This is a genomic window from Mesorhizobium muleiense, assembly GCF_900099905.1.
In the GTDB taxonomy this organism is placed as follows: Bacteria; Pseudomonadota; Alphaproteobacteria; order Rhizobiales; family Rhizobiaceae; genus Mesorhizobium; species Mesorhizobium muleiense.
On sequence record NZ_FNEE01000010.1, the window covers coordinates 172,809 to 197,945 of the forward strand.

A 25,137-nucleotide genomic window follows, 5' to 3' on the forward strand; every position below is an offset into this window, starting at 1 on the left:
ACGCGAGAACATGAGCAACGTTGAGAAAAAAACCGGCCGCGAGCGCGGTGAGGAATGGTGGCAGACCGATATCATCGAAATGCGCCCTGGCGTGATCCGGCTGCGTGGCTATGAGATCCAGGACCTGATCGGCCGCGTCAGCTTTCCGGCGATGATCTGGCTGATGCTGCGCGGCGAACTGCCTGGCGAGGAGCAGGCGGCGCTGCTCGGTATCGCGCTGGGGGCGGCCGTCGACCACGGGCCGCAGGCGCCGTCGATCGCCATTGCCCGCATGGCGGCCACCTGCGGCGTCGGCATCAACAGCGCCATGGCTTCAGCCATCAATGTGCTTGGCGACGTGCATGGCGGCGCCGGCGAGCAGGCGCTTGCCTTCTACGGCGACATCGCCGCGGCACTGGACGCAGGCGTGACGCTTGCCGATGCCGTCGCGTCGCGGCTCGATCGCTTCTTCGCCGAGGAAAAATCCTACGTGCCGGGGCTCGGCCATCGCTTCCACCCGGTCGATCCGCGGGCGCCGCGTCTCATCGAGCTGACCCGCGATTTTGCCGCGCGCGGCGTCGTCAGCGGACGTTTCGCCGACATCGCCGAGGCTGTCGAGGCCGAGGTCGCGCGGCGCAAGGGCAAGAAGATCCCGCTCAACATCGACGGCGCCACCGCCGTCATCTATGGCGAGCTCGGCTTTCCGCCGCCGCTGACACGTGGCCTTTTCGTGCTGTCGCGCTCGGTCGGCATCTTGGCGCATGCGTGGGAACAGTCGCAACAGAGCGACCGCAACAAAGGACCACTGCCGCGCGAATGGTTGTGGGCCTATACCGGCACGCCGGTGCGGTCTTTCCCTCAGGGAGAGGACGACGCCAAATGAGACCTTGGTTCAAGTTCGCCAGCGGGCGCTGGCTGGGGAATTTTCAAGTTCTTCAGCAGCGTTGAAAGTTCGGGCTCGTCGATAAGCACGGCTGCGTCTGCCGGCGCCAGCCATGCCCGCTGCCGCCTTTTGGCTTCCTGCCAGTTGGCCAGTTCCTCCGTCACCGCCAGCAGGTAGACGGTGACGTCGATGCGGATGAAGCGGTTCGTCAGCCGCTTCCAGTAGGAATAGGTGCCGGCCGGCTGCTTCAGCGTCTTGCCGAGGACGCCGGCTTCCTCCCGCGCTTCGATGGTGGCTGCCTTGCGCCCACTCTTGCCCTTCATCGGCCAGCCCTTGGGCACGATAAATCGCCTTGTCGATATCGAGGTGACCAGCATCACCTCGACGCCGCCATGCCTGCCCAGCCGAAAGGGAATTGCCGCGACCTGGCGGATCCGCTCGCCCTTCCTCGCCTTGCGCACGACCTTCTTCTTGGTGGCTGCCATTGCCGGCGATCCAATCAGGGCAGTGCCCAAGCGCAAAGGCACGTTGCGAAATCAAAACCGCCTTTGATGCTACTTTAAGTAGAGCGGCGTTCAAGCATATCAGCTAAAATAAATGAAAACGCCGGGCCATCAGCGGCACACGCTGATGAAGCGGCTGCCCGATCGCCGCAACTGGCAAGTAGGCGCCATCTGCGGCACATCTGGCCGTTGCGGCACGACCACGCGATCCTGGGCACGGAACTGCTGTTGCTGCTGCTGAAATTGCTGCCGTCGCAGCCTGTTCTCCAGCATCTGCAATTCGCCTTGCAGGACCACGGTATTGCGATTGGCGGGAGCGACGTTCTGCGCGGAGACAGCCGCGCTCGACAGCATCGCTGTTGCTAGGGTTGCCGACATCAAGATCGTCGAAAGGCGAAGCGGCGACATCCATCCATTCCTTTACGAAACAGAACCTTGGGCCCGCACGAAACAGAACCTTGCGATTATATAGGGCGTTTGTCTGATGATGCCATGGATTAAAACCCCACGCCGGAGCGGAATTGGCTGACTAGCCAGTCAGGGCGCAAAGCCCGTCGACCGATGTGTGCTGGCAAAGGGCACCAATACGAGGCCGACGACAAGAAGCTGGAGAGCATCCTGCGGTTCCATGCCTTTCAGGCCTGGATTGGATAATTTGAACCGCAACATCGCACAGTTGAAAATCGCGGCACGGGCGGGCCGCGTTCCCCGGAGCCGTGGCCACGGCACGGCGATAGGCCAGCCGCGCGACTATTCGCGGAATGCGCGGCTGATCTGGTCGGTCAATGGCTTCATCAGAAACGAGATGACGGTGCGATCGGTCGTGCGCATGAACGCCTCCACCGGCATACCTGGCTTGAGGCTTTCCGGATCCAACGAGCCAAGCTTGCCTTCGTCAAGCCTGATCCGCACGCTGTAGTAGGATAGTCCGTTCCGCTCGTCTTCGACGAGGTCGGGAGAAACCGTTGCTACATGTCCTTCGATTTCCGGCGTGACCTGCTGGCTGAACGCCGACAGCCGCAGATGGACAAGCTGGCCGGGCTGGACCTGATCGATGTCTTGAGGCGCGATGCGTGCGTCCACAGTCAATTCGTCAGCGGTCGGGACAATCATCATAATTGGCTCGCCGGTCGTGACGACACCGCCGACCGTATGGATCGCAAGCTGATGCACCCGTCCGTTCTGGGGTGAACGAATATCGGTCTGTCTAAGCAATTCCTCCGCGGCGATCTTTCGCTCTGCCAATTCTGTGGTTCGCGCCTCCGTTTCGCGTAATTCTTTCGCGACCTCGCTGCGCCAATCCTGCTGGATCTGGATGATGGCCATTTCTGTTTCGCTGATTCTGCCGTTCGCTTCGGCTATCGCAGCGACGAGTTGGCCGCGCCCTCCCTCGATCTGAGCCTCGCCCCGCTCCAGGTCCAGGAGTCGCGACCGCTGGACGAGTTTCTTTTCCCAAAGGCCCCTGACGCCCTTGATCTCGTCGCGGACCAACGCAATCTCGTGCTCCTTGGCCGCCCTTTGTGCCTCGAGGCCCGCTATCTCCTCCTTGAGCTGGCTCACCCGTTGCCTGCGTTGCTCGATTTGGGCACGGTAAGCTCCCCGGCGCAAAGCGAAAAGTTTCTGCTCCCCGCCCATCACACGCGCCACATGTCCAACAGAGGAGCGGCTGGTGAGATCCTCGGAAAAGGCGATCGCCTCGGCACCCTCACGCTCCGCTGTGAGGCGTGCCTCCCGCGCCGAGAGTTCGTCCAGGGTATTGGTTATGACGGCGAGATTGGCGCGTGTAAGCGTGTCGTCGAGACGGAGCAAAATATCGCCTGCTCTGACTTCATCGCCGTTGCGCACGTTGATCTCACCCACAACGCCGCCGCTTGGATGCTGAACCGCCTTGACGTTGGATTCCACTGCGATATGGCCGGTAGCGATGACGGCGCCTGACAATTCCGTCGTTGCGGCCCATGCACCAAGGCCGCCGACAAGCAGCGCCACGGTTGCGGCGCCAAGAAGCATATACCGGCGAAGGGATAAGTCGTTCTGCGTCGGCTGCGATCGCACATCGGTAGGGAGGTTAGCCCGAACGAACAGCAGCCCGCCGATTTTGCCCTTGACGCCGGCCAGATGGCTCGCTCCGGCACGAATATGCGGAATCATCCCCCTCACGCCGTTACGCGCGCCAAAGAACGATCGATCATGAAATAACGTCATCCTGATGCCTTTTCCTCCGGGGCAACTGCTTGAAGCGTTCCCACGGAAGCACTCCGCGTCGTGCCCCGGACGACCAGATCCCTCGCCCCAAATGCGTGCTGACGGCCGGAGTCGAGAACAAGTAAAAGGTCCACTGCCGCCAGGGCGCTTGGACGATGGGCGATTACGACAACCACGCCGTGCCGCTGTTTGACTGCAAGGATCGCCTGGGTCAAAGCCTGCTCGCCTCCAGCGTCCAGATTCGAGTTCGGTTCATCCAAAACAACGAGGAAAGGATCACCATAAAGCGCGCGGGCCAGTCCGATGCGCTGCCGCTGTCCTGCTGAAAGCGATGCGCCGCCCTCGCCGATCTCGGTCTGATATCCGCGAGGCAAGCGCAGGATCATTTCGTGCATGCCCGCGGTCTTGGCCGCCGCGATAATGGTTGCCGGATCCGGAGAAGGATCAAAGCGGGCAATGTTTTGAGCAATGGTGCCTGCGAAAAGTTCGACATCTTGCGGCAGGTAGCCGATATGTCGCCCCAGTGCCTCTGCCGGCCACTGTTCGATGGCGGCGCCGTCTAGGCGGATTTTGCCGCGCGCTGCCGGCCAGACGCCGACGAGCGCCCGCGCCAGCGACGATTTACCCGATGCACTCGGACCGATGACACCGAGCGCGGAGCCGGCACTCAGCGAAAACGCAACATCCTGTACGACAAAACGGCGTTCGCCTGGCGGAACGACGCTGACCTCTTCAACCGAGAGTTGTGTCCGCGGCGGCGGCAGCTGCAAGCGATCCTCTGTGGCAGGGAACTGCGTGAAAAGTTCGTTCAGCCGGTGCCAGCCTTGTCTGGCGGCAAGAAAGTTCTTCCAGTGCGCAATTGCGAGTTCGACCGGCGCCAGCGCTCGCGCGGTGAGAATAGAGCTTGCGATGATGATGCCAGGCGTGGCTTCCTGGCCGATCACCAAATACGCTCCGATCGCGAGAACGACTGATTGCAGCAGCATCCTAAAGCCGCGGGAAAGCGCGCCGAATGAACCCGTGACATCGCTGGCGCGCATCTGCGCCTGCCTGTATTTGCCGTTTGCTTCCGCCCAGCGCGAGGCCATAGTGGATCTCATGCCCATCGCTTCGAGCACCTCGGCATTGCGGATGCTTGCCAGTGCGATATTGCTGCGCGCTCCGGCATATCCAGACATTTCGGTTGCTGGACGGCGGACCGTTTTCTCCGTGAGCACGGTCAATGCCAAAAGCAGGATCGCCCCAATCAGCGCAGCCAGGCCGAGCCAAGGATGGAAGGCAAAACAGAGCGCGAGATAAAGCGGCATCCACGGCAGGTCGAAAAGAGTGGCGGGACCACCGCTGGCCAGGAAACCGCCGATTTGATCGAGATCGCGCACCGGCTGCATGCCCTCGCCCGAACGGCCTCTGGCCAAGGGCAATTGCGACATCACGCGGTAGGTCCGCTCACTCAGGCGCTCGTCGAGTCCGCTGCCGATACGCGCCAGCACCCGGCCGCGGATCGCGTCGAGTGCACTTTGAAAAACATATAGAATCGAAATCAGCAGGACCAGAGCCACCAGCGTCGGCACGCTACGGCTGGGCAGGACCCTGTCGTAGACCTGCAGCATAAACACCGAGCCGGACAACATCAGCACGTTGATAAGGCCGCTGAAACCCGCCACCGCCAAAAAGGCGCGCCGGAAATGCGCCAGGCAGGCAGCCAATTCGGACTTCGCCCTCGGCGGGCGGAGCTTCTCTGAACCAGATTGTGACATTGATGTCCCCTCGATCAACCGCATGCGTCAGCAGGCGATGCGGGCCCATAACTGCAGGCCCGCATCGTCCGGCATTGGCTACGCGGCCTGATCGGCGATCACGCTGTTGTTATGCGCAGACAGTTGCTCGATGAGTTTCGCAGCCAGCGCGTCGGCATCGCCCGCTTGCGTATGTGCATACTCTGCCCAATCAAAAGCCGGTCTCGGATTGCCCGCATTTGCTAGCGCGGTCGATACAGCGTCCCGGACCTGCTCGATAGCGTCGTCGAGTTGGCCCCGAGCGTTCCCGAGTTGTGGAAACACGATGTTATCGCCCTCAAGCGCCACCTGTGCGCCACTCTCCTTAGCCGTGCCAGGCGTTGCTTCGGCTTCCTCATGTTCGGCCAGGGTCTGCTCAGACCGGAAGTTTGCGCCCTGTTTGCCGAAGAAGTTTGCAAGCCACTGGGAGCCAGAAACCGGCTGGCCAGAGTCCGGCTGGCCAGAAACCGGCTGCCCAGAAGCCGGCGGCGTTGTCGGGGCCGGTTCAGCTGGCGCGGTTGGCGTCGGGGCCTGCTGCGGCGCCGGATCGGAAGCCGCAGGTTCATCCTGAACGGCAGCGACGGATCCCTGCTTCGGATCGACGAGATCGAGTTTGACGTTCTTGCTCCCGACAGAGACGGTGCGCGTCGAAGCTTCGATGCCCGCCCCCGAGAAGGTTACTGTGTAGGTGCCCGGCTTGAGGGCGAGGTCGTAGCCGCCGGCGCCCGTGGTCTTCGCCGTAAACGTCGTGCCCGTCGAACTCTTTGCCGTGATGGTGAGACCGGATAGACCTTCACCGGGATCGTAGAACCTGTCCCCGTCCTTGTCGTCGATCGCCACACCGGTCAGGAACAGGTCTGATCCGGTCTTGCCGAAATTCTCCGTCACGAAACCGCTGGAGCGCCCCCGGTAATCGCCAACCTCGAATCCAAGCCCTACCTCGCGGAAGTTGCCGTTGAGGATGTTGGCACGATGACCCGGGGAGTTCATCAGGTTGTTGTGCAGGAGTAGAATCTCGTCATTATAGCCTGTCGGTGACCTGGTCGTAGCCCACGCGATGTTCTCCCCTGTCGCCCAGGAGCCGGCGAGGGTGTAGCCAGCCGCCTTCATGCGCTGGGTGGGCGAGGAGCCTCCCGACCCCGTGTGAGAAAAGGTGTCGGTTGCAAGCATCCATCTGCTGTGCCCCTCAGCCGACTCGCTGAGATCATTGTCAAAGGCCAGCGGCTGCACGCCGGCCTTAGCCCTCTCCGCGTTGATAAGTTCAAGTAGATATTGTTCTTGTGCGCTATGTTGCGGCATTAGGTCGTCGCTCCACTGTTTCGTTTTTGGACGGTCCCGCCAAGTTGTAGAATTTCCCCAATCACGCTTGGTAAAAGCCGACTGTGGCTAACCTGCGGCAAGCAGCTGTTAACCATGATTTTGTTAAAGAGAATTTGTGGGGATGCGATAACACAAAATTTCATATTGTAATGCAACCAGCAAGTGTGACATTCAATTATGCGCGTTCTCGCGATGCGCGACGTGCGCGCCAGGCCGTGACGAGTTGCGAGAATGGCGGCCGCGGCTATGCCGCCGGCAAGAGGTCGGGCTCTCGTCCTTTACCCCGCATGCCGCCGGCATCCAGATCGGGACGGCGCCCGGTCCGGTTCCGAACGCCTCGCGTCGACCTCTCCCATCAACCGATGGTTAATCGCCGATCCTAGACATCAGGGACCCGTGTGGCCGAAGCCATCTCGATCGCTGTCAAGATTGTTAAAGGAAAAGCTGATCAAGTCGGCTTCGCCGTGCAAGCGGGACGCTTGGTTGTGGAGCGCTGGATCAGCCGCAACAGGCGGCTGATGGTAGGACGCCAGCCCCGCAGCGGGGTTAGACGGGCTCGCCCGCGGCCCTCGCTTCAGTCGACTTCGCGCAGGCGGTATCCGACGCCGGTTTCGGTGGTGATGTAGCGCGGCTGGTCGGGCGTTTTCTCGATCTTTTGCCTGAGCTGCCGCACATAGACCCTGAGATACTGCACGTCGGTCGAATCGCCCCAGACCTGCTTCAAAAGAAACTGGTGGGTGAGAACCTTGCCGGCGTGCTGCACGAGGATGCGCAGGATGTCGTACTCCTTCGGCGAGAGCTTTATCTCCCTGTCCTCGATCATGACGATGCGCTTCACCAGATCGACCGTGAGATCGCCGGTGTTAAAGACCGGCTTCTCACCTTGCTGCTGGAACTTGTGGCGGAGCGCCACCCGGATGCGCGCGACAAGCTCGTTCATGCCGAACGGCTTGGTGATATAGTCGTCGGCGCCGAGATCAAGTGCCGAGACGATGCCGGCCTCGTCGGTGCGGCTGGAAAGGATGACGACCGGAACATCCAGGCCGTCGTCCCGCCATTTGCGCAGCAATTCGTGGCCGCCCATGCCGGGCAGGCCGAGATCGAGCAGGATCAGGTCGGGCTTTTCCGTCTCCACGAGTTCGATCGCCGTCCTGGCGTTCGGCGCCTCGCTGATCGCATAGCCCTGGCTGCCAAGGCCAACGCGGAGCAGCTTGCGGATCGGCGGTTCGTCATCGACGACCAATATGCTGACGTCCAGATTCGTCATGGCAGGTCATCCATGTCGGGGTCTACATGTTGGTCTGCCGCTACCGGCATTCTGATGGTAAAAACCGCACCCGGGCGGTCGGTCCTGTTGGCCGCCGAAATCGTCCCGCCCATCGCCTCGATGAAGCCACGGCAGATCGAGAGCCCAAGCCCGGTGCCGGCACGGACCTGATCGCCCTTGCGCACCCGGTGGAACGTGTCGAAAATGCGCTCCAGATCCGCCGGCGGAATGCCTGGCCCCTCGTCCATGATCTGCAGGATGACGGAACCATTGTCGGCCCAGCCCTGCAGGCGGATCGTCGAACCAGGCGGCGCAAATTTAGCGGCATTGTCGAGGAGATTGAACAGCGCTTGCTCGAACAGGACAGGGTCGACCCTCAGCATCGGCAGATCCGTGGGAATGTCGACTTCGGTCTTGTGTTCGCCAATGATTTTTCTGGCTCGATGCAAGGCGGTGCCAACAATGTCGCCGACATAGTGGAACGCGTAGTTCGGCTCCATCGCACCGGATTCGATCTTGGTCATGTCAAGCAGATTGGCGATGAAGCGGTTCAGCCGTTCCGATTCGTCGAGCACGGTCGACAGCAGGTCCGCCCGGTCCGTTTCGGGAAGCGCCGGTGCAAATTCCCGCAATGTGCCGGCGGCGCCCATGATGGCGGCAAGCGGCGTCTTCAGGTCATGGGAAATCGAGGTCAGCAGCGCCGACCGCAGGCGGTCCGCCTCGGCCTCGAGCTTGGCCCGGTCGACGTCGGCAACAAGCTGGATGCGTTCGATGGCGACTGCCGCCTGGTCGGCGAGCGCGTCGAGCAGGCGCTGCTGCTCGGGCGTCAACAGCGGACCTTGCTTGTCGTTGTCGAGGCCGACGACGCCGACAGCGGTGCGCCCGGTCCGCAACGGCAGATACAGGCGTCTTGCTCCGGGAAGCGTGTCGGCGCCGCGGCCCGCGGGACGATCGTGCTCCCAGGCCCAACGGGCGGCCGCGATGTCGGCCTCGGCCAGCGTGTCGTCGGGTGGGTATCCGGCCTTGACGGTGATCGTGCCGTTTTCCGGCAGCAGCAGCACCACGCGCAACTTCAGCATCGAAGCTATCTGGAAGGCAGTCGCCCAGAGCACGTCGTCAAGCGTGCCGGCGCCGGCGAGCTTCTTCGAGAAGAGATAGATATCTTCCGTGGCGCGTGCCCGCGAGCGGGCAGCGACCGCCTGTCGCTGCACGCGCACTGTCAGATTGCTGGCAATGACCGCAACAACCAGGAAGGCAGCCAGCGCCACGATGCTCTCCGGATCCTGGATCGTCAGCGTGTAACGTGGTTCCAGGAAGAAATAGTTGAAGGCAATGGCGCTGATGACGCAGGCATACAAAGCCGGCCAGAGACCCCCGGTCACCGCCGATGTCAGAACCCCGATGAGAAAGATGATCGCCAGATTGCGGACGTCGAGAAACTGGTGGAGAAGGACGGCGAAGGCGAGCGAGCCTACAACGTAGGCCGTGGCCTTGAGATAGGGCCAGATCTCGAATTGCCACTGCTCGTCCGCCGTCTTGACGGTCCTCGACGTCGCCTCGGCGTTGCGTTCGTTTCCCGAAATGACATGGACGCTGATGTCGCCGGCATGGCGGATGAGATCATAAGTGAGCGAGCCTTCGATCAATTCCCGCCAGCGCGATCGGGTCGGCCTGCCGATCACGATATGGGTGAAGTTGTTCGCGGTCGCATGGCGAACGATGTCCTGCGCGACGTTCTGACCTGGAATGGTCGTTACCTCGGCGCCGAGTTGCTCGGCAAGGCGCAGCAGCGTCGCCAGCCGATCCTTGGCCTCCTCGGACGTGGCGGCTGAACGAGGGGTATCGACGTGAAGCGCCGTCCAGGGGGCGCGGAGCCGGTCGGCCAATCTCCGCGCATAGCGGACGCGGGCCGCCCCGCCCGGACGCGCGTCGACGCAGACGAGAACCCTTTCCCCCGCCGCCCAGGGTCCGGGTATGGCGTGGGCCTGCATGTGGGTCAGCAACTGCTCGTCGACGCGCTGGGCAGTGCGGCGCAGCGCAAGTTCCCTGAGCGCCGTCAGATTGCCCGGCGAGAAATAATTCTCGATCGCGCGCCGGGCGGTGCTGGGGATGTAGACCTTGCCTTCCTCGAGTCGCTTGATCAGGTCGTCGGGCGTGAGATCGATGATCTCGATGTCGTCGGCCTGATCGATGATGGAGTCTGGAACCGTCTCGCGCACCCTGACGCGCGTGATCTGCGCCACGACATCGTTCAGGCTTTCGACATGCTGGATGTTGAGCGTGGTGTAGACGTCGATGCCGTGCGTCAGGATTTCCTGAACGTCGAGATAGCGCTTGGGATGGCGGCTGCCCGGCGCGTTGGTATGGGCAAGCTCGTCGACGAGGACCAGCGCCGGCCGCCGGGCAAGGATGGCATCGAGGTCCATTTCCTCGAGGGCGCGCCCCTTGTAGTCGACCCGACGACGCGGAATCACCTCATAGCCGTCGACCAGCACCTGGGTTTCCTTGCGGCCGTGCGTCTCGACGACGCCGATCACCACGTCCACCCCGTCGGCCAATCTTGCACGGCCCGACATCAGCATTTCATAGGTCTTGCCGACACCGGGTGCTGCACCCAGAAAAATCCGCAGACGACCGCGTCCCTCCCGCTCCGCACGGTCAAGCAGGGCGTCGGGTGAGGGTCTGGTTTCGTTGCTTCTGTCGTCCGGCATCACAATCGATCATGAATGGCGCCGGGGATGGTGTCGATCCCCAGCCCACCACTCATTGCTTCCCACCATTCATTGCCTGGTGGCCTCGTCCAGCGCCAGGTTGAGCGCCAGCACATTGACCACAGGCTCTCCCATCAAACCGAGTTCGCGGTCCTCGACGTGGCTGTCGACAAGGGATTTGACCCTGGCTTCATCGACGCCCCTGGCCCTGGCCACCCTGGCGACCTGGAAATAGGCGGCCTCGGGGCTGATATGCGGATCGAGGCCGCTGCCTGAAGTCGTGACCAGATCGATCGGCACCTTCTGGTTCGGATTTTCCCCTTTCAGCCTGTCGGCATCGCTCTTGACGCGGTCGATCAGCTTGGCGTTGGTCGGCCCGAGATTCGAGCCGCTTGAAGCGGCGGCGTCGTAGCCGTCGCCGGCAGCCGACGGCCGGCCATGAAAATAGCGCTCGCTGGCAAAAGCCTGGCCGATCAGCTCGGAGCCGACGAGCTTGCCGTCCCTCTCGATCAGGCTGCCATTGGCCTGGCGCGGGAACAAGGCCTGGGCGATGCCGGTCATGCCGATCGGATAGATCAGGCCGGTCAGGATGGTGAAGAAAACGATCATGGTGATCGCGGGTCTGATTTGCTTGAGCATGGACTTGATTCCCTATGCGAGGCCTAGCGCGGTGATGGCCATGTCGATCGCCTTGATGCCGACGAAGGGGGCGACGAGGCCGCCGAGGCCGTAGACAAGAAGGTTGCGGCCGAGCAGCGCGCCGGCGCCGACGGCGCGATATCTGACGCCTCTTAGCGACAGCGGGATCAGCGCGACGATGATCAGTGCGTTGAAGATGATGGCCGAGAGAATGGCGCTCTGCGGCGTTGCCAGATGCATGACGTTGAGCGCCTGCAGCGGGCCTGACGTCTGCCCCGGCGCAATGTAGAAGACGGCGAATATGGCCGGGATGATGGCAAAATACTTGGCCACGTCGTTGGCGATGGAGAAGGTCGTCAGCGAGCCGCGCGTCATCAGCAGCGCCTTGCCGATTTCCACGATCTCGATCAGCTTGGTCGGATCGCTATCGAGGTCGACCATATTGCCTGCTTCGCGCGCGGCGACCGTTCCGGTGTTCATGGCGACGCCGACATCGGCCTGCGCAAGGGCGGGCGCATCGTTGGTGCCGTCGCCGCACATGGCGACGAGCTTGCCCTTGGCCTGTTCGTCGCGGATGAGCTTCAGCTTGTCCTCGGGCGTCGCCTGGGCAAGGAAATCGTCGACGCCGGCCTCCGCCGCGATCGCCGCCGCCGTCATCGGGTTGTCGCCGGTGATCATCACCGTGCGGATCCCCATCTTGCGCAGTTCGGCGAAGCGCTCCCTGATGCCGCCCTTGACGATGTCCTTGAGATGGACGACGCCGAGCAGGCGTCCGTCGCGCTCGACCGCCAGCGGCGTGCCGCCGGATTTGGCGACGTCGTCGGCGATCGCCTGCAGATCGCGGACGACGTCGCTGCCGGGGCGCGTGCCATGCGTAGCGACCGTCGACTGATTGACGAACGCGAGCACAGAATCGACCGCGCCCTTGCGAACCGAAGAGCCATCGATGTCGACGCCGCTCATGCGGGTTTGCGCGGTGAAGGGCACGAAAGCGGCATGCAGTGCTGCCATGTCGCGGGCACGGATGGCGTATTTCTCCTTCGCCAGCACGACGATCGAGCGGCCTTCCGGCGTTTCGTCGGCAAGCGAGGCCAACTGCGCCGCGTCGACCAACTCCTGCTCGGTGATGCCCTTGACCGGGCGGAATGCCGTCGCCTGGCGATTGCCGAGCGTGATCGTGCCGGTCTTGTCGAGCAGCAGCGTGTCGACGTCACCCGCCGCCTCGACCGCGCGGCCCGACATCGCCAGCACGTTGAACCGCACCAGGCGATCCATGCCGGCGATGCCGATGGCCGAAAGCAGCGCGCCGATCGTCGTCGGGATCAAGGTGACGAACAGGGCGACGAGGACGGTCACCGAAATGGTGCCGCCCGAATAGGCGGCGAAACTCGGGATCGTTGCCGTCGCCAGCACGAAGATCAGCGTCATGCCGACGAGCAGGATGTTGAGCGCGATCTCGTTGGGCGTCTTCTGGCGCGCAGCGCCTTCGACCAGCGAGATCATGCGGTCGAGGAACGTATGGCCGGAGGCCGCGGTGATGCGCACGCGGATCCAGTCGGACAGAACCTGCGTGCCGCCGGTCACCGCCGAACGGTCGCCGCCGGATTCACGGATCACCGGAGCGGATTCGCCGGTGATCGCCGCCTCGTTGACCGAAGCGACGCCTTCGATCACCTCGCCGTCCGATGGAATGATGTCGCCGGCCTCGACGAGCACCACGTCGCCGACCTTCAGGCTGGTGCCGGGCACCAGCTTGAACCTGGTGCGGTCGTCGCCGCTCAGCAGCTTGGCCTGGCTCTCGGTGCGAGCCTTGCGCAGCGAATCGGCCTGGGCCTTGCCTCGGCCTTCGGCGACCGCTTCGGCGAAATTGGCGAAAAGCACGGTGAACCACAGCCAGATGATGATCTGCAGCGAGAAGCCGAGATCGCCGCCGCCGGTGACGAGATCCTTGACGAACAGGACTGAGGTGAGCGCCGAGACGACGGCGACGACGAACATCACCGGATTGCGCATCAAGGTGCGCGGGTTGAGTTTCCTGAAGGCGCCGTCGACGGCGGGCAGCAGGATACGGGCATCCATGATGACAGCGGATTTGGGCTGGCTCATTTGGTGGCTCCAGTATCGATGTTGTTGACCGGTCGATCATCTGCCGAAAGCAGATGCGGCAGCCCGGAGGCCAGCAGCCAGACCACGATCATGACTGTCGCAATGCCGAAGAACGTGGACAAGGTCGGAAAAGGCGGCGGGGTCGGGAAAGGAGGCGGGGTTGCCCCTTTCCGCTCGTCTCGATGCCGAATCTTGCGACGTATGGATTTGAGCCAGGACATGACATTGATCCAAGGTGGGACGGTTCAGAAAGTCTGCCCGTGGATGCCGGCCAGGTGCTCCACGATCGGTCCGACTGCCAGCGCCGGGAAGAAGGTGAGGCCGCCGACGATCAGAATGACGCCGACCAGCAGCCCGACGAACAGCGGCCCGTCGGTCGGAAAGGTGCCGGCGGAGGCGGGCACCGTCTTCTTGGCGACCAGCGAGCCGGCGATCGCCAGAGCCGGGATGATGACCAGGAAGCGGCCCATCAGCATGCCGATGGCAAGCGTGACGTTGTACCAGGGCGTGTTGCCGGTCAGGCCGCCAAAGGCCGAGCCGTTGTTGGCGGCAGCCGAGGTGTAGGCATAGAGAACTTCGGAGAAGCCGTGCGGGCCGGCATTGGCCATCGAAGCGACGCTGGTCGGCAGCACCACCGCGATGGCGGTGAAGATCAGCATCGCCAGCGGCAGGCAGAGAATGGCGAGCATCGCCATCTTGACCTCCTTGGCCTCGATCTTCTTGCCGAGGTATTCGGGCGTGCGTCCGACCATCAGTCCGGCGACGAAGACGGCGATCACGATATACATCAGGATGCCGTAGAGACCGGCGCCGACACCGCCGACAATGACCTCGCCGAGCTGCATGTTGATGATCGGGATCATGCCGCCAAGCGCTGTGAAACTGTCATGCATGGCGTTGACGGCGCCGCAGGACGCGGCGGTGGTGATCACCGCAAACAGCGCCGACAAAGCGATGCCGAAGCGCGTTTCCTTGCCTTCCATGTTGCCGCCGTCGATGCCCAGCGCATGCACCAGCGGATTGCCTGATGCTTCCGCCCAGTAGCAGACGGCAACGCCGGCGATGAACAGGACGCCCATTGCAGTCAAGATCGCCCAACCCTGGCGCTGGTCGCCGTTCATGCGGCCGAAGACGTTGGTTAGCGCCGCACCGATGGCGAAGATCGAAATCATCTGGATCAGATTCGAGATCGCATCGGGATTTTCGAAGGGATGCGCGGCATTGGCGTTGAAGAAGCCGCCACCATTGGTGCCGAGCATCTTGATGGCGACCTGCGAGGCAACCGGCCCGACCGCGATCGTCTGCCGCGCGCCGTCCAGGGTTGTGGCGTCGAGATAGGCGCTGAGCGTCTGCGGCATGCCGAGATAGACATAGACCAGCGTCAGCACCATGCAGAGCGGCAACAGCAGGTAAAGGGTGCACCGGGTCATATCGACCCAGAAATTGCCGATCGATTTGCCGGAAGCCTTGGTGAAGCCGCGGATCAGCGCGATTGCGATGGCGATGCCGGTCGCTGCGGACAGGAAGTTCTGCACGGTGAGGCCGGCCATCTGCACGAGATAGGACATCGTGCTTTCACCGCCGTAGTTCTGCCAGTTGGTGTTGGTCATGAAGCTGGCGGCGGTGTTGAAGGCGAGCCCGGGTTCGACGGAGCTCATGCCGGCCGGATTGTAAGGCAGGCTGCCTTGCAGCCGTTGCAGGGCGTAGAGCACCAGGAAGCCGGCGAGGTTGAAGAACAGCAAGGCCGCCGCATAGGTGGTCCAGTGCTGCTCCTCACGCTCGCTGGTCCCCGAGATGCGATAAAGGCTGCGCTCGACAGGAGCCAAAATCGGCGAGAGGAATGTGCGGTCGCCGCTGAAAACGCGATACATGTAGCCGCCGAGCGGCTTCACCAGCAGAACGACGATCCCGCAATAGACGAGGATCTGCATCCATCCGTTGAAAGTCATCGAAATAGCCTTCCGTGCCTGCGCCAGTTGCCGTTAGAAACGTTCTGGGCGAATGAGGGCGTATGTCAGGTAGGCGAGAAGGAACAGTGTCACAGCGCCACCGAGGATATAGTCGACAAGCATGTTGTGGTCCTTCCGCCTAAAGACTGTCGCAGGCTTTGACGAAGGCGAAGAACAGGGCGAAAAACAAAAACCCTATCCCGAGAACGATGATGTCCATCGGAGCTGTTCCTTATTTTCGTTTTTGCACTGGCTTGCCTGCAGCCGGGCAGCGTTGAAGTCATGTGAAGACACTCTGTCGCTATGATAATGGCGACCGAGATGTGTCCTTCCCGACGGAATATGCATCCAAACCCCATAAAGGTTCGAGACGTGGCGAAGAGGAAAGAAATAAGAATCCTATAAAGGATTTGCCGTCGCGGCTCTCAGCGCGGCGCTCGAAGACAAGCCGTGCGGCGGGGCGAAGCCGCCGAAAATCAGCGATTTCGCGTATAGATCACGGCATGGTCGTCCGCATACGCCCGCTTCCCGCCCAGTTCATCGAAGAACGGAATGCGGCTGTCGTCCGGCGTGCGAATGGCTGGCGGGTGCGAAGCTGATGCGGGAAGTCGAGGGCGGACGCGCTCCGCCAAATCGGCTGCTCAGCCTTCGGCCTTGAAGTTCTTGGCTTCCTTCTCGACCTTGGCGCTGTCCTTGCCGTGCTTGCGCATCAGATCCTTCGCCTGGTTGGGCGAAACGTCGGTGGTCTCGGCCAGGCGCAGGGCCTCCTTGTCGTCCGGTTCGCGTTTCTTCCGATCGGCCATTGCGGTCCGTTTGTCAGCCATCACAATGCCTTTATGCTCTTGGCGATTTCGTTCAGCACCTTGCGGTCGGTGCCGTGGCGCTTGATCAGCGTGCGAGCCTGGTCGGGAGTGATGCCGGCTTCCTCGGCGAGATGCCTCACCTCATAGTCTTCGTCGCCGGCTACTTGTGAGCGATCGCGGTTGTCGGTCTTGGTCTTGTCGTCTGGCATGGCAGTTCTCTCCTCACTTAGAGGCTGTTTGGAAAGTCTACTCCGGCGGCCATCTGATGGCGTTTTCTGCGCTTCCGGTGCTCACGGACCCGAACGTCCGCTGCGCTCCGGTTCTCGAAACCACCACCATATGACTCGCCGGAGCGACTTTCGAAACAGTCTCTTGGACCTGGAGCATAACGGCGGAGATTTCGTGAGGTTCCTTAATGCATGTCGCCCAAAAGTGCGCAGCGGTTTTGGGACAACGACATGGCTTGGGCAACGACATCCCTAAAAACAAGAACCAAAAGCACGTCGCATCGCGCCTCTTCAGACGTGACGCGCTTTAATGCCGGCCTTCGCGCACAAACACATGGGCTTCCTTGGCGGCCGCCGTGAATGCCCGCCGCGCAGTGCCAACCGCCCGCCGCTGCTCCATCGCATCCATCATGGCTTTCAAGGCCGCGCGATATTTCGGCCCGCGCTTTTCGTCTGGCCATTTGTCGACCAGAAGCGAGGCCGCCTGGACCGTCCTCGTCACAGAAAGCCGGCGTCCGGTGCGTTCGCTCTCGATCGTCACCGGAACGTCGAATTGTTCATCACGCATTGCCGCCACTCCTCGACTCCAAGGACAGCAACGGCGCAGCGGAGTTATTCGTTCCGACAGCGAATGGCGCGATCCATCCCGATCACAATTCATGGTTACGGAGTGGCTTATGTCGCCAGTCTCATTTTAGACAGTGCGCAAGCCAATTGCGGGCCGGGCGATGTGCATCAGCGGCACCGATGGTCGAACACGATCCCCATGGTCCTGCCAATTGCGGTCATGACGATAAGCTCGACCAGTTGGTCGTCGCTGTCCGTACAAGCTGGGCCTGCCCGGCGGATGGTGTCTATTGCGGCTCTGGTCGATATGGTGTCGCCGGCGCGGAATTTTGAAAGCGCTGATGAAACAAGTTCATGGGCCGGCAAGTCAACGACAGGCGCTCTCGAAACGATGCCCATTGGCCTCCTCCGCCATGAACTCTCTGCCACGAGAATAATACGCCGAATGGTGGTTTTCGCCAGCGAAATTGTGGTCCGACCAGAGGCCGATCGGACACCGATTGGACTGGGGCAGCTAGCTTTTTGCAGGGCTCAGCGCGATGCTGCCGACCTCGATTTCTCTCTGCCCTTCGCAGCTGGCTTGACCCTTATACGCATCGCTCCGCCCTCGGGATGATCGATCTCAAAGGCATTGGTCTTGCGCACGAGATCGCTCAGCTTGCGAAAGCCGAAGGTCCTGGGATCGAAGTCCGATGCCAGATTGGCGAGCTGATTGCCGACAATGCCGAGCGGCACCCAGCCGTCCTCGGTTCCCATCTGTGAAATGACCCTGGTGATGATCGGCGTCGCGGCGCTGGGCGGCTGCAGGGACTTCGTCGGCGCCGCATCGTTGGCGTTGGCTGGCGCAGTCGGCAGCAGGTTCTCGGTGTATACGAACCGGCGGCAAGCCTGCCGGAAACTCTCCGGCGTCTTCTGCTCGCCAAACCCATAAACGTCGATCCCGTGCTCCCTGATGCGAGCGGCAAGGCGGGTGAAATCGCTGTCGGACGACACCAGGCAGAAGCCTTCGAACCGCCCGCTGTGGAGAAGGTCCATGGCGTCGATGACGAGCGTGATGTCGGATGCGTTCTTGCCGGTGGTGTAGGCGAATTGCTGCTGCGGGATGATCGCATGCTTCGACAGCACATCCGCCCATGCCTTTGAGCGGGTGCTGGAGAAATCGCCGTAGATGCGACGGACGCTTGCCTCGCCGATCTTCGCGATTTCCTCGAACAAACCGTCGGCAATCTTGGCCGAGGTATTGTCCGCGTCGATCAGCACTGCAAGACGTGGAGAACGTGGTTCGGTTGGCAAGGTGAGCCCCTGTTTTTGGCTGCGCACCAGAGACATATGGTGCAGCGGCGCCATGCGAAACCTTTTTATCGAAATACGAACGTCATCTACTTCTCCCGATACAAGATCATGCCGGCGTGGTGCAGCACGCCGTCGATGAACGTTCCGTCAGCGGTAAAGCCGGTGTCGTCCCAGTAGTCGATGTGATTTCCCCGGATCTCATAGCGCCCCTGGTATGCGCTGTCACGGTTCCCGCGCGCTTCGTCATAGCGACCATTTGGAAGCAAGTTGTGGCGGATATGGCCATCCGCCGTGACCCACATCCCGACATAGGAGTGGCTTGCCGAAGCTGGGGTAACGGGATTTTGCGCGATATTCATTTGGGCGAAGCCTTTCTGTGCGGATAAGTCGGCCGCGCCGGCAACAAGCACGGCAGCGGCAAGGATGGAAATCTGTTTCATCGGACTACTTGCTGGCTGTCGGCCGGATGACGATCTCGTTCACGTCGACATCGTCCGGCTGTTCGATGGCAAAGCGCACGGCACGGCCGATCGCGTCGGGCTGCAGCGCAATGGCGCGATAGGTCTTCATCGCTTCCACTGCGATCGGATCGGTGATCGTGTCGGCGAGCTCGCTCTCGACCACGCCGGGATGAATGCAGGTGACGCGGATGTTGTCGTGCTCCTGCCGCAAGCCATCGGAGATGGCGCGGACCGCGTATTTGCTTGCGCAATAGACAGCGGCTGTGGGCGATACCGAAAGCGCGCCGATGGAGGCGATGTTGACGACATGGCCGGAGCCTCGGGCCGTCATCTGCGGCAGCACCGCCGCGATGCCGTAGAGCACGCCCTTGATGTTGACGTCGACCATTCGGTCCCATTCATCGACCTTCATCGAGGCCATGAGCGACAACGGCATGACGCCGGCATTGTTGACGATCACATCGACGCGCCCCCAGGCCTGGCGCGCCGCTTCGGCAAAGGCGGCGACATCGGCGCGGTCGGTCACGTCCAGGCGGCGTGTCAGTGCCTCCCCGCCCTTTGCCCTGATCTCTTCTGCGAGGGCGTCCAGCCGACCGGTGCGGCGCGCACCGAGCATGACCTTTGCTCCTGCGGCACCGAGCTCCCGGCCGATGGCGGCGCCAATGCCGCTCGAAGCCCCGGTGATGAGCACGACTTTGTTGGGGGACAAGTTTGGGTTGAGGGACATGTTCGGTCTCCGTCTGGTTGATCCTTGAACCGCCATGCAGCGGTTGCCACGAAGATGGATCTGTTTCACTGTAGCGATAAGACGACCATTCGTTTACAGCGTCGAAAGCACAGCTAACCAATGCAGCCGGATCTCAATGCGCTTGCCGTCTTCGCCCTCGTCGCCGAGGAGCGGAGCTTTCGCGCGGCTGCGGACCGAATGGGCGTCACCCGCTCGGCGGTGAGCCAGACGATGAAGCGGCTGGAAGAGACGCTCGGTATCGCGCTGGTCCAGCGCACGACGCGAAGCGTCAGCCTGACCGAGGCTGGCGAACGCCTCTACGCCGAGATAGCGCCCGCCATCGCCGACATGCGCGCCGCAATGGAGAGCACCGGGGACCTGCGCGAGCGTCCGCGCGGGCAGTTGCGGCTCGCCGTCTCGTCGATCGCCGAGCGCTTTCTTTCAGGGCCGTTCCTGGCGACCTTTGCCGAAGCCAATCCGGAGGTCCGGATGGACATCACGGTGACGGACGAGGAATTCGATATCGTCGCCGAGGGATACGATGCCGGCGTCAGGCTCGGCGAGGTGATCGAGCAGGACATGATCGCGGTGCCTGTCGCCGGTGACGAGCGGCAGCTGGCCGCCTGCGCGCCGGCCTATCGTGATCGGTTTGGCGAGCCGTCGCATCCGCAGGAACTCGCGGGCCATCGCTGCATTGGCTGGCGTCGCGCCCCGAAGGTCGCGCCCTATCGCTGGGAATTCGTCGAGGACGGCAAGGAGTTCAGCGTCGCGGTCGCGCCGGCGATCACGACCAACGACATGGCGTTGATGATAAAGCTCGCCATTGCCGGAGCCGGCATCACTTTCGGCATGGAGGAAAGCTTTCGCCCGTGGATCGCTCGGGGCGAACTGGTGCCGGTTCTCGAGGATTTTTGCCCGCGCTTTGCCGGCTTCTACCTTTATTATCCGAGCCGTCGCAACGTCGCGCCGAAGCTGCGCGCGCTTGTCGAATACCTGCGGCGTCCTGGCTAGCGTTTTCCACGCGGACGATTGAACCGAAATCGCTTTCCGGCCGCCCGCTTTGGGACGGGAGTCCAGATCGTCAAACTCCGCTGTGCGCACCCGGTATCTCGATGTTGCATTTATATTAGTGTGAGCGCATGTTTTCATCAGCCGGCGCAAGCCGGTTAGGCCCGGTGGCCAGCCGGTCACCCCCAACAGGCTGCCGGGCCGCCTGCAACGGCTTGGGAGGACATGACATGCCGAAAATCTCGGAACTCTTTTTCAAGACAGCGATCGTCTTTCTTATTCTGGGAATTGCAGCCGGCCTGCAAATGGCAATTTCAGGCAATCACGGCGCCTACCCGGCTCACGCACACATCAATCTCCTGGGATGGGTAACAAGTGCAATATTCGGTGGGTACTACGCCCTGAACCCGACAAAAGCCGCCCGCACTATCGCAATGGTCCATTATGGCGTCTATAATTTTGGCCTGGTGGTGATGTTGCCGGCCCTCTACTTGATGCTGCATGGAAATCCGGCGCTTGAGCCGATCGTCGCCACCGGCTCGATGATCGTCGCTGCCAGCGTGCTCATCTTTGCCTTCGTGGTTTTCTCCGCCGAAACGGCGCGCTCAGTCTCGGGAATGCCTGCGGTTCCACGCTAAACGATGTCAGGATATTGCTGAGCCAACAAAAAGGCTCGCGGCACCTCTGAGAGTTTGGTCATCATTGTGCCGGCAATGCCTTCGCGGCAGCGGTCAGGGTTGCCCGATCGTTGCCGTGCTTGCGGATCAGCTCGCGCACCTGCTCCGGCGTGATGTTGTTCTGCAGAGCGAAAAAGTTCACCTCATAATCATCGTCCGCCGATATCTTGTTGCGGTCGCGAAAGTCGCGTTTGTTTTTGTCGTCTGCCATATCGCACGTCCTTTAGAGTTTTATCATATTCACTATGGCTAATATACGCCGATGACCTAGACTGGGTTCCATGCGCAGGCGGGCAGATGCCGGCACCGGCCGGCTAGAGTTCATTCCCCCGATGGAGCCCAAGCTGGTGGCCATGCCGCCCGAGGGTGACAACTGGATTCATGAGATCAAGCTGGATGGCTACCGCGCCCAGATCATTATCAACGGCCCCGAGGATATCCGCGTCTATACCGAAACCGGTAAGGACTGGACGCGTCAATATCTGGGGATCGTGGAAGCCGCGGGTGAGCTTGAGGTCAAGAACGCCATCATCGACGGCGAGGCGGTCGTCACCGACAAGGCCGGCATGCCCGACTTCAACGCGCTCCAGAACGCCGTCCACGACAATCCCTACGGCATGTACCTGTGCGCATTCGACATTCTGCACCTGAACGGCCATGATCTGCGCGACGTCGGCTGCAAGGCGCGCCGCGAAATTCTCAGCGGTATCATCAAGCCGCACAGCCGGATTCGGTTCAGCGAGGCCCTGCCTGGTGACGCGCAGTCGCTCTTCCACCTCGTCGAGGAGGTCGAGCTTGAGGGAATTGTCTCGAAGCGCGCCCACAGCAAATATCGCAGCGGCCTGACCTCGAACTGGCTGACGACCAAGAGCTTCACGGTCGATGAATTCGAACTGCTGGGCGTCGAGCGCCAGCCCGGCGAGGCAGCCTTCGCCCTTTTGGCACAGCCCGGCACCGGGAAATATGTCGGTTCCGCCCTGATCAGCCTGGGCCGCGACATGAAGGAGCGGCTGTTCAAGCGGGTTCGGGAGCACGCCGGGCCGCCGCCAGAGGCGATGAAGAAACGGCCGGGGACACAATGGCTCAGGCCCGGGGTGAAGCTGCGCATCAGGCATCTTCGCGGCGACCACAGCCACATACGCAATGCGTCGCTGCTGGGTTTCGGTGACGAGAGCTAGTGCGCTTTGTCTGCCCCCTTTGAGCGACGGGCGCTTCGGCGCCGCAGCCAGAACGACGTCGTGACCTGGTTCACGCGGCTGGCCAACGACTGGCTGCCCAAACCTTCATCCTTGGCCGCACCAGCGCTTCGCCGTCAATCAGCCGAAGCAGGAGCTGTATGCCCCTTGCCTTGATTGGGCTCGTCGGATCTGTGTGGGGCGCTCGGCAATGGGCGTGCCCACCGCTGTATTGTGCGACGATTGAGCCCGCTACGGACATGCCCGGCTGGGCGGCAACCAGGCCGCGAATTGGCCGCAATGTCCCGGTTCAACTGTCTGCCGTGGCTCATGCTATCCCTGAGGTGCGTGAAGTATGAGGTATCTGTTGTCTCTGGGCATTGTGCTCTTTTCGGTACCTTTATCGGCATCGGAGATCATCCTGGAGCAGGTCACATTGCGCCGAGGGATGGAAGGCGACACCAGGCAGTCGGGAGCCTTGGACGATCCAAAAACCTACAGCAAAAACAAGGTGTACCGTGAGGAAAAGGCGCTCGCAGCGAAAGCTGGCGTCGAGATAGACCAATTCCTGGATGATTACTATGCGAAAGGATTTCGGAAGGAATCTGGAGCCAACAGAGCAGTACACTACCTGATATTCTACAATTCAATCTCGGCACCACGGTGCAAGAGGGAATATTTGATCCAGCGGGTAAGGCACACCAAAATATACTACCGAAATAATAGAAGGATTGCGGATAAAACAGTCGAGTATCTTGTGGAGGTTTTCAAGCTGAACAGCTACGGGCACACCAAACGCGCCGACGGTCACGTTCAGCTTCATTTTCTGGGGGACGCCCAATCGAGAAAGACTGTCGTCGACATCGAGGTCGGTTGCGGCGAGGTGCGCAGCGTGGCCGATGGATCGGCTTGGCCTTTCGAGCAGAAAATCCTGTTTAAAGAGTTGCAGGATTATTCCAACAAGCCTGGCCTCTACGACAAGGTCAGCTTCGAGTTCTCCAGGTCCTACAGCTTTGCTTCGGAATTCGACCGGAATGGACACAAGATAACGCTGCCGGATTTTCTTAGGTAAGCTTCCTCGAAGCGACCTTGCTGCCTTCCCGGCTGAAGCAGCTGATCTGAGCCGTGCCCGACTTTCCTTTCAGCCGCCGCCGGGACTCGAAGGTTTTCTACGGTGACGTGCACCTTTTTGTCTTCTTCTGTTCCCGCAACCCGTTGCCCGCTGCCTCACGGTGGCGGGGCCTTTTGATGGGCACACGGGAACCAGAGCTTGGCGATCCGGTTAACTGGATATGCCAAACAAGATCAAAGACCCGCCACCGAAGCCCGCCCCGAAGAAGACACCTGTCCGTCGTCCCGACAAGGAAGCATCGCCGGAGCCTGAACATGTGGACCCGCCGCCACGAGACGTGCGCGAGGCTCCGGCACCAAATCCAAACGGCGACAGGACGGGCCCAACCGGCCAGCAGTAGGCGAGGCAAGCAACTGCGGGAACGGATACATTTTTGTCAGCAGACAACGCTGCCCCATTCCATAGCGCCTCTCCGAACTGTTGTTTCGGTGCTATGGTGTTCCTGCATGATCAGACTGCAAGGATATGAGGCATGCCCGAAATCACCCGCCGTACACTTCTTGCGTTCACCGCCGTAGCCTCGGTCGTTGAACCGACGTTTGCTGAAGGGGAAGGTGCCTCGCGCGAATTGCAGGCGCTGATTGGAGCCCATGAGGCGGCCTATGTCGCGCTCCACAGGGTTGTTCATCGAGTGGGCAGCAGCAGCCACGACCGCAAGAGGGCAGACCGGATTGAAGAGGAAGCATTGCTGGCCATCTGCTCCTTTCCTGCGATCAGTCGAGGCGACCGCCGAGCCAAGGCCGAGTACCTGTTAGCCACTGAGGCACGGGGCGAACTTGACCTGGAAGAGCACATGCAGGCCATCCTGCACTCGATGATGCGTGGCTGATACCGTTGTCACCGGCAGCCACCGCAATTCGATGGCTCCAGCGAGTTCAATGGAAAGCGGATGGTTCTGCGGCTCTCTTGGACTGCTCGGCCCGACGATGTGGGTGCCCGTACACGTGGGAGAGCATCACATCGAGCCCTTGAGACCGGTACGAGGTGCAGCCGCCCGGTATCTATTTACGCGGCGCGTCGTTGAGCGAGGTGGAAACCCGAACGGGCTCGACGAGGCTCGACGGCGGTCACGATGCTGTGGTGGTGATCGCAGTACACGCGGTCAGGCGAAGTTGGCCCAGCACAAAAGCGGTGACCGCCGGGCACTGACCGATCTTCGCGAACCGGGAAGCGGCATTGACAACTGCCCAGCTTGATGAGGGGGACGTCACTCGTTGGCAGTCTGGTATTTTCTGGCATGATGTCTTTCTGATTCCTAAAGGTTGGCCGTACGTCATCGCCATGATCCAATAGTCTGGTTTCCACCGTGGAGGGCAGCGACTGGGTCGGGCGAGTTCATCTCGCTTGGCTGGCTATGGAACATCATGTGGTGTCGGGAACTGCTTCAAGCAATTGCTTGCGGCTAGAAGCCACACCGCTGCTGATGGGTGTCTCAGCGTCAAACCGTGAAGGCGAGAGCCCTGATCCATCAAAGTTTAACGACTGGGAAGCGCACTGGAAAGCAAGTGCGGTAACAGTTGATTCAACCGTTGCTGGTAATTCTAGAGGAGTGTGGAAGCGGCTCCGACAGTGAGGCGGGGGAGCTGGATTGCCGGAGCCGCCTGCGCAATCCCGGGTTGGGGTTTTGACCGCGCCGTCCTATTCTGGGACAGCGCGGTCAACGATTCGTTAAAATTGGAACTAATTAAGCGCATGCTAATTGAAATCGCGGTTTTGCGAGTCAATGCATG

The 25,137-nt window shown here is 61.5% G+C and carries 25 protein-coding genes and 1 pseudogene; 7 read left to right on the plus strand and 19 right to left on the minus strand.

Features of this window, described 5'->3' with window-relative positions; all coding sequences use genetic code 11:
* Window positions 1–10 precede the first annotated feature (10 nt).
* The gene (locus BLT09_RS19060) at window positions 11–862 is read left to right on the plus strand and encodes a citryl-CoA lyase (RefSeq protein ID WP_023797466.1); all 852 of its coding nucleotides are present in this window, start codon (window positions 11–13) and stop codon (window positions 860–862) included.
* Here the strand turns inward: BLT09_RS19060 and BLT09_RS19065 are convergent.
* From BLT09_RS19065 to BLT09_RS19085, 5 genes are all read right to left on the minus strand, one after another.
* Complete coding sequence (locus tag BLT09_RS19065; protein WP_091595602.1) at window positions 838–1,347, minus strand: NUDIX hydrolase; 510 nt, start codon at window positions 1,345–1,347, stop codon at window positions 838–840. The genes BLT09_RS19060 and BLT09_RS19065 overlap by 25 nt on opposite strands.
* A 129-nt stretch (window positions 1,348–1,476) precedes the next feature.
* The gene (locus tag BLT09_RS19070; RefSeq protein WP_167366475.1) at window positions 1,477–1,773 is read right to left on the minus strand and encodes a hypothetical protein; all 297 of its coding nucleotides are present in this window, start codon (window positions 1,771–1,773) and stop codon (window positions 1,477–1,479) included.
* A 342-nt stretch (window positions 1,774–2,115) separates the two neighbouring features.
* Window positions 2,116–3,570 carry an HlyD family type I secretion periplasmic adaptor subunit gene (locus BLT09_RS19075; RefSeq protein WP_091595604.1) on the minus strand — a complete coding sequence of 485 codons (1,455 nt, stop codon included), beginning with the start codon at window positions 3,568–3,570 and terminating at the stop codon, window positions 2,116–2,118.
* Window positions 3,567–5,327: a type I secretion system permease/ATPase gene (locus BLT09_RS19080; RefSeq protein ID WP_236473442.1), complete on the minus strand. Its 1,761-nt coding sequence runs from the start codon at window positions 5,325–5,327 to the stop codon at window positions 3,567–3,569. Before BLT09_RS19080 ends, BLT09_RS19075 begins: the two co-directional genes overlap by 4 nt.
* A 78-nt stretch (window positions 5,328–5,405) precedes the next feature.
* The gene (locus BLT09_RS19085; protein ID WP_091595606.1) at window positions 5,406–6,644 is read right to left on the minus strand and encodes a CAP domain-containing protein; all 1,239 of its coding nucleotides are present in this window, start codon (window positions 6,642–6,644) and stop codon (window positions 5,406–5,408) included.
* A gap of 230 nt (window positions 6,645–6,874) precedes the next feature.
* On the opposite strand from BLT09_RS19085, the pseudogene BLT09_RS34960 reads away from it, so the two are divergent.
* A pseudogene (locus BLT09_RS34960) lies at window positions 6,875–7,183 on the plus strand (IS5/IS1182 family transposase); the annotation flags it as partial.
* Window positions 7,184–7,239: 56 nt separating this feature from the next.
* Here BLT09_RS34960 and BLT09_RS19090 read toward each other — a convergent pair.
* The 13 genes from BLT09_RS19090 to BLT09_RS19155 all read right to left on the minus strand — a co-directional run bounded on the left by BLT09_RS19090 (window position 7,240) and on the right by BLT09_RS19155 (window position 19,397).
* Entirely contained in the window at window positions 7,240–7,932 is a 693-nt protein-coding gene (locus BLT09_RS19090) for a response regulator transcription factor (RefSeq protein ID WP_091595608.1), read from the minus strand.
* Window positions 7,929–10,643, minus strand: a complete 2,715-nt coding sequence (locus BLT09_RS19095; RefSeq protein WP_091595610.1) for a sensor histidine kinase — start codon at window positions 10,641–10,643, stop codon at window positions 7,929–7,931. Before BLT09_RS19095 ends, BLT09_RS19090 begins: the two co-directional genes overlap by 4 nt.
* A 69-nt stretch (window positions 10,644–10,712) precedes the next feature.
* The gene (kdpC, locus tag BLT09_RS19100) at window positions 10,713–11,282 is read right to left on the minus strand and encodes a potassium-transporting ATPase subunit KdpC (RefSeq protein WP_091595612.1); all 570 of its coding nucleotides are present in this window, start codon (window positions 11,280–11,282) and stop codon (window positions 10,713–10,715) included.
* A gap of 12 nt (window positions 11,283–11,294) precedes the next feature.
* Window positions 11,295–13,388: a potassium-transporting ATPase subunit KdpB gene (gene kdpB / locus BLT09_RS19105; RefSeq protein WP_091595614.1), complete on the minus strand. Its 2,094-nt coding sequence runs from the start codon at window positions 13,386–13,388 to the stop codon at window positions 11,295–11,297.
* The gene (locus BLT09_RS19110) at window positions 13,385–13,609 is read right to left on the minus strand and encodes a hypothetical protein (protein ID WP_091595616.1); all 225 of its coding nucleotides are present in this window, start codon (window positions 13,607–13,609) and stop codon (window positions 13,385–13,387) included. Before BLT09_RS19110 ends, kdpB begins: the two co-directional genes overlap by 4 nt.
* A 24-nt stretch (window positions 13,610–13,633) precedes the next feature.
* Window positions 13,634–15,337: a potassium-transporting ATPase subunit KdpA gene (kdpA, locus tag BLT09_RS19115; RefSeq protein ID WP_091595618.1), complete on the minus strand. Its 1,704-nt coding sequence runs from the start codon at window positions 15,335–15,337 to the stop codon at window positions 13,634–13,636.
* A gap of 33 nt (window positions 15,338–15,370) precedes the next feature.
* Window positions 15,371–15,460, minus strand: a complete 90-nt coding sequence (locus BLT09_RS19120; protein ID WP_091595620.1) for a K(+)-transporting ATPase subunit F — start codon at window positions 15,458–15,460, stop codon at window positions 15,371–15,373.
* 518 nt (window positions 15,461–15,978) lie between these two features.
* Window positions 15,979–16,161, minus strand: coding sequence for a hypothetical protein (locus BLT09_RS19125; protein ID WP_036262205.1), 183 nt, complete (start codon window positions 16,159–16,161; stop codon window positions 15,979–15,981).
* A complete protein-coding gene (locus tag BLT09_RS19130; protein WP_023797481.1) occupies window positions 16,161–16,349 on the minus strand; it encodes a DUF3606 domain-containing protein in 189 nt (62 codons plus the stop codon). Before BLT09_RS19130 ends, BLT09_RS19125 begins: the two co-directional genes overlap by 1 nt.
* A gap of 325 nt (window positions 16,350–16,674) precedes the next feature.
* On the minus strand, window positions 16,675–16,935 hold the full coding sequence (locus BLT09_RS19135) for a DUF982 domain-containing protein (protein WP_167366476.1): 261 nt from the start codon (window positions 16,933–16,935) through the stop codon (window positions 16,675–16,677).
* 530 nt (window positions 16,936–17,465) lie between these two features.
* Entirely contained in the window at window positions 17,466–18,227 is a 762-nt protein-coding gene (locus tag BLT09_RS19145; protein WP_091595693.1) for an NYN domain-containing protein, read from the minus strand.
* 86 nt (window positions 18,228–18,313) lie between these two features.
* Complete coding sequence (locus BLT09_RS19150; RefSeq protein ID WP_236473445.1) at window positions 18,314–18,586, minus strand: Atu4866 domain-containing protein; 273 nt, start codon at window positions 18,584–18,586, stop codon at window positions 18,314–18,316.
* A gap of 85 nt (window positions 18,587–18,671) precedes the next feature.
* The gene (locus BLT09_RS19155) at window positions 18,672–19,397 is read right to left on the minus strand and encodes an SDR family oxidoreductase (protein ID WP_091595695.1); all 726 of its coding nucleotides are present in this window, start codon (window positions 19,395–19,397) and stop codon (window positions 18,672–18,674) included.
* A 138-nt stretch (window positions 19,398–19,535) separates the two neighbouring features.
* Here BLT09_RS19155 and BLT09_RS19160 point away from each other — a divergent pair, with 138 nt between their 5' ends.
* Entirely contained in the window at window positions 19,536–20,426 is an 891-nt protein-coding gene (locus BLT09_RS19160) for a LysR family transcriptional regulator (protein ID WP_091595628.1), read from the plus strand.
* Window positions 20,427–20,653: 227 nt separating this feature from the next.
* Window positions 20,654–21,061, plus strand: coding sequence for a hypothetical protein (locus BLT09_RS19165; RefSeq protein ID WP_091595630.1), 408 nt, complete (start codon window positions 20,654–20,656; stop codon window positions 21,059–21,061).
* Between the two features lie 61 nt (window positions 21,062–21,122).
* On the opposite strand, the gene BLT09_RS19170 is transcribed toward BLT09_RS19165, so the two are convergent.
* A complete protein-coding gene (locus BLT09_RS19170) occupies window positions 21,123–21,311 on the minus strand; it encodes a DUF3606 domain-containing protein (protein ID WP_091595632.1) in 189 nt (62 codons plus the stop codon).
* Between the two features lie 70 nt (window positions 21,312–21,381).
* Here BLT09_RS19170 and BLT09_RS19175 point away from each other — a divergent pair, with 70 nt between their 5' ends.
* The 3 genes from BLT09_RS19175 to BLT09_RS19185 all read left to right on the plus strand — a co-directional run bounded on the left by BLT09_RS19175 (window position 21,382) and on the right by BLT09_RS19185 (window position 24,236).
* Window positions 21,382–22,278 carry an ATP-dependent DNA ligase gene (locus tag BLT09_RS19175; protein WP_091595634.1) on the plus strand — a complete coding sequence of 299 codons (897 nt, stop codon included), beginning with the start codon at window positions 21,382–21,384 and terminating at the stop codon, window positions 22,276–22,278.
* 364 nt (window positions 22,279–22,642) lie between these two features.
* Window positions 22,643–23,347 carry a hypothetical protein gene (locus tag BLT09_RS19180; RefSeq protein WP_139172629.1) on the plus strand — a complete coding sequence of 235 codons (705 nt, stop codon included), beginning with the start codon at window positions 22,643–22,645 and terminating at the stop codon, window positions 23,345–23,347.
* Between the two features lie 532 nt (window positions 23,348–23,879).
* Complete coding sequence (locus BLT09_RS19185; RefSeq protein WP_091595639.1) at window positions 23,880–24,236, plus strand: hypothetical protein; 357 nt, start codon at window positions 23,880–23,882, stop codon at window positions 24,234–24,236.
* The last annotated feature ends 901 nt before the right edge of the window (window positions 24,237–25,137 follow it).